The organism is Paraburkholderia sp. Ac-20336, from assembly GCF_017105025.1.
GTDB lineage: Bacteria > Pseudomonadota > Gammaproteobacteria > Burkholderiales > Burkholderiaceae > Paraburkholderia.
On record NZ_JAAGPS010000244.1, the window covers coordinates 1 to 3879 of the forward strand.

5 protein-coding genes are annotated in these 3879 nt (G+C 62.9%); 1 reads left to right on the plus strand and 4 read right to left on the minus strand.

What is annotated here, in order from left to right:
* From cpaB to GXB81_RS30530, 4 genes are all read right to left on the minus strand, one after another.
* On the minus strand, positions 1–831 hold an 831-nt coding region (gene cpaB, locus GXB81_RS30515), incomplete at its 3' end, for a Flp pilus assembly protein CpaB (protein WP_205991156.1).
* A 112-nt stretch (positions 832–943) separates the two neighbouring features.
* Positions 944–1405, minus strand: coding sequence for a TadE/TadG family type IV pilus assembly protein (locus tag GXB81_RS30520; protein WP_205991157.1), 462 nt, complete (start codon positions 1403–1405; stop codon positions 944–946).
* Between the two features lie 44 nt (positions 1406–1449).
* Positions 1450–1947 carry a prepilin peptidase gene (locus GXB81_RS30525; protein WP_205991158.1) on the minus strand — a complete coding sequence of 166 codons (498 nt, stop codon included), beginning with the start codon at positions 1945–1947 and terminating at the stop codon, positions 1450–1452.
* A 141-nt stretch (positions 1948–2088) separates the two neighbouring features.
* A complete protein-coding gene (locus tag GXB81_RS30530; protein WP_205991159.1) occupies positions 2089–2280 on the minus strand; it encodes a Flp family type IVb pilin in 192 nt (63 codons plus the stop codon).
* Between the two features lie 656 nt (positions 2281–2936).
* On the opposite strand from GXB81_RS30530, the gene GXB81_RS30535 reads away from it, so the two are divergent.
* A partial coding sequence (locus GXB81_RS30535; RefSeq protein ID WP_205991160.1) for a collagen-like triple helix repeat-containing protein occupies positions 2937–3879 on the plus strand: 943 nt, incomplete at its 3' end.

Below are 3879 nucleotides of genomic sequence, written 5' to 3' on the forward strand. Positions count from 1 at the left end.
GAGCGGCCGCGCGACGGGACTGCCTGCGCCCGACAACGCATCGAGCGCGACGCCCGCCGCCGCGCGCGTCGAGTCCTGCAACGGCGCGTCGCCCGCCTTGGCCGTGGTCTTCAGCACGCCCGGATAAGCCGGCAGCTCGTTCTGATCGACCACTTCGGCATCCTTCGGATTGCGCAACGCGAACACGAGGCGCCCCGAGCTTTCGGCGAGCGTCAGACGGTCGATGTCGGCGAGCGGCACGGCGAGCACCGCAGTGCGCACGAGGCCGTTCGGGTCGCCACCGTTGTCGCCGGTCGTCGTTGCGTTGCCGAATGCAAGCACGCGCACTTTCGAGAGCAGCAGACGCGCCTGCGTACGATCGATTTCGGCGCCGTTGCCGAGATTGCCGTTGCCGTCGCGCTTCAACGTGAAGAACACGTCGACGAAATTGCCTGGCCGCAAGCGATTGCCGACGGCATTGCCTTCGTCGACGCGCACCGCGAGCGCGCGCTCGCCCGGCTCGATGCGCTCGGCAAGTCCCGAGGACAACTGGGCTTCGAGCACCGGCGAATCGGCGCCGATGTCGGCGTTCGGCACGCGGCCCGCGAGTTGCGCCGGGTCGGTGAAGGCGCCGTTCGGGTTGATCGGCAGGTTCTGCACGCGCAGTTCGTCGACGGTGATCGGCTTGCCGCCCGGCAAGGTGCGGGTCGCGACGACCACCGGGAAGCTCGCCTGCACCGCCGGCGCGGCCGCGACCGGTGCCGGACGGCGCGACAGCGTCCACGCGAAGATGCCGAGCACGAGCGCGAGCGCGATCAGGACACCGGCAAGAATTTTGGTCAGATTCGGCATGACGGGTAGTGCGATGGATTGCGTCGGTTGATGAGGGACGAACAGCACGAGGCCATGCGGCGAACGCGTGCGCTCACGCGGCCGGCGACGGGAGAAAAGATCGGCACCGGCGTCACTGGATGTTCTCCGGGTTGAGCTGGACCGTCGCGCTGCCGGACAACATGGTGGGCATGGCAAGGCCAAGCAGCGGCAGCGCCGGCAAGAGCGGATTGCTCTTGTAGTTGTACGTCAGCGAAACGGTGATGCAGGTCATCGCATTGCTGGTTCCGCAGCTCGCATTCGTGGCCGCGCACTGCATCGCGCTCACGAGCGGCTGGACCACGAGCTTCGCGGCGGCGCACGCGGCGTTGCCGCGGTTCGTGAGCGCGGTAGCCATCGACACGTTGGTCTGCCAGTTCAATGCGGCACGCGCGCCTTCCGAGGCCGCGAGCGTGAGGTTCTGCTGCGCGACGAAGATCACGCTGTACGTCACGATCGCGTAGAGGATCAGGAAGAACAGCGGGAACACAAGCCCGAACTCGACGGCCGTCGCGCCACGCTGCGCGCGTTGCCGGCTTGCGTTCGCTATGTACATGCATGTGCGCGAGGAGCGGATGGATTGCATGGCGCGGTGCTTCATCACAGCCCCCGGCCCGTTGCGCGCAACACCAGCCACAGTGTCGCGGCCACACTCAGGCATGCGGCATAGGGCGTCGATGCCCTGCCGGCCAGCTCGAACGTCGCGCGACCGTTCTGGCCAAGACTCGCGAGCCGCGTACGCGTGACGATCAATAGCCACAAAGCATGGATGCCGGCCGCGAGACTCGCGGCCATCCACAGACCAAGCAATGCGTGCATGCCGCACCAGGCGCCGAGCACGGCGAACACCTTGACGTCCGCAGCGCCCATCAAACCGAATGCGAAAAAGGGCAATAACGAAAACAGGCCGACCAATGCGCCAATACCTGCCTGAAGCAACGAAATGCCGAATGGTCCGCAGCCGAATAACGCGCAGCCGAATGCCGCCGCCAATCCCGCGACGACAATCGAATTGGAAATACGCCTCGCGCGGCAATCGCTTATAGCGACAACCGTGGCCCAGGCGATAAATAAACCGATCCCCGTTGCGAAGCTCATTTCAGACTCGACAGGCGTGACAATGCAATGCGAATTGCATTGCAATTCGCACTAACCCATAGCGCTATGCGTAAAAACACATGCAAAGTACTCAGCGTAATTGCGCCGAGTACTTTGCGATGCGTTTAAAGATTGCTGGTCTTAGCCGCCGTTAGCAGCGGCGTTGTTACCCGTCAGCGCGTTGGCAATGTTCCCAAATACGGTATTGAGGTCGGTACCAAGACCTTTGACTGACGTCGCGATGACGATGACGATCAACCCCGCGATCAGCCCGTATTCCAGAGCCGTTACGCCTTTGTTGTCTCTCAGGAAGCGTTGTGTGAGCTTTTTCATTTTTACCCTCGGAACTTCATATATTTCGTTTGATTTAATGCTGCTGTACGACCGAACTCTGCCGATGCAGCGGACCGTTTCTCTCATTTCCGGTCCCGTCCGTTGCCTTGCAGTAGTCCTACCACGCAGCCGCCTTGCCTACAACGGTGTGTTGGAACTGTCTGTTCGATAACGTACCTCCCCACGTCAATCGCTGACGCTTGCGGGTTTTATAGCCGAACAATCTTATTTAAGCAATTGTCCGATGCCCTCGGCTTCACACGATCTTTACTTTTGGCCCATGTTCAGGTTAACGGCAGTCCGTGCGTTTGCGCACATAGGAATAACCATAGGTTAGATTCGGTCCACTAATTATCTGTTTGAACAGAGCGTTTCAAGCACACGAGGGTTCGATAAACGTTTGCGTTACGCCGTGCACCGTAACGGCGCGCACGGCTCGTTACGTTACGCAGCCCTTGCAAAAGACCCACGAAACGTTCCTCGCGACCACTAACTGCCTTCGCCACAATTCTTTCGATATTCGGCAAAGCCTTATCGCATAAGGCTTTGCACAGTTTATTCAAAAAAATCCTCGCATCGCGCATTCGAAATGGCACGGCTCGTGCAGAGATAGCCGCGCGGCAAACATCCAACAACTGATGCGATACGAGGGCGACATGACCATTCAAACGACCAACACGACCATTCGGACAACACTGATCGCGGCGAGCATCGCGGCCATGCTTTCTCTTGGTGCTTGCGGAGGCTCCGGCAGCCTGAGCACGGGCACTGGCGGCAGCGGCAGCAACTCCGCCGGCGGCACGCTTTCGACGACCAACGGCAGCGGTTCGGCTGGCTCCGGCGGCTCCGGCACGACCCCGACGGGCAGCAACAGCAACCCGAACAACTCGTCCGGCACGAATCCGAGTGGTAACAATACAACGGTCGCGAATGCGCTCGGCACTGTCGCCGGCAATACCGGTGGCGTGGTCGGCGATGTCGGCGCCACGGTTGCGGGCGTCGGCTCGGTCATCGGTTCGCAGACGCTGCCCGGCGTCAGCCCGCAAACGACCAAGGCCGCCGGCGGTGTCGTGCAGGAAGCCGGCAACGCGATCTCGACGCTCGGCAACGGCGTGTCGCAAGGGCTCGGCCAGCTCGGCACCGGCAACGACGCGATCGGCATGACCGTCGCGAGCGTCGGCGGCGTGGTCGGTCATGTCGGCAACGCGGTCACCGATACGGGCGACCTCGTGACGAGTCTCGGCAGCGGCGCGCTCGCTCCGCTCGGCGCCGTCACCACCCCGCTCGGCAATACCGTCAGCACGCTCGGCAATGCGGTGTCGAGCGGCGCCGGCGTGCTCACGAACGCCCTGTCGACGGGGCCGGTTCAACAGGTCACGCAAACCCTCAGCACCGCGATTACGCCGATCACTTCGGTCGTCGCCTCGACCACGCAGACGGTCGGCAACGCAACCGGCCTCGGCGCGCCGGTCAACTCGCTGCTCGCGACGCTGGGCAGCGGCCTCGGCAAGGCCGGCACGCTGCTCTCGTCGACCGGCAACAACGCGGTCACGAGCGCGCTCGGCAAGACGGTCGTCGACACGGGCACCCTGGTCGCGT

Bases quoted from the DNA above. Each gene is read 5' to 3' on its own strand.
- GXB81_RS30520 (WP_205991157.1), bottom strand. From the start codon at position 1,405: ATGTACATAGCGAACGCAAGCCGGCAACGCGCGCAGCGTGGCGCGACG.
- GXB81_RS30525 (WP_205991158.1), bottom strand. From the start codon at position 1,947: ATGAGCTTCGCAACGGGGATCGGTTTATTTATCGCCTGGGCCACGGTT.
- GXB81_RS30530 (WP_205991159.1), bottom strand. From the start codon at position 2,280: ATGAAAAAGCTCACACAACGCTTCCTGAGAGACAACAAAGGCGTAACG.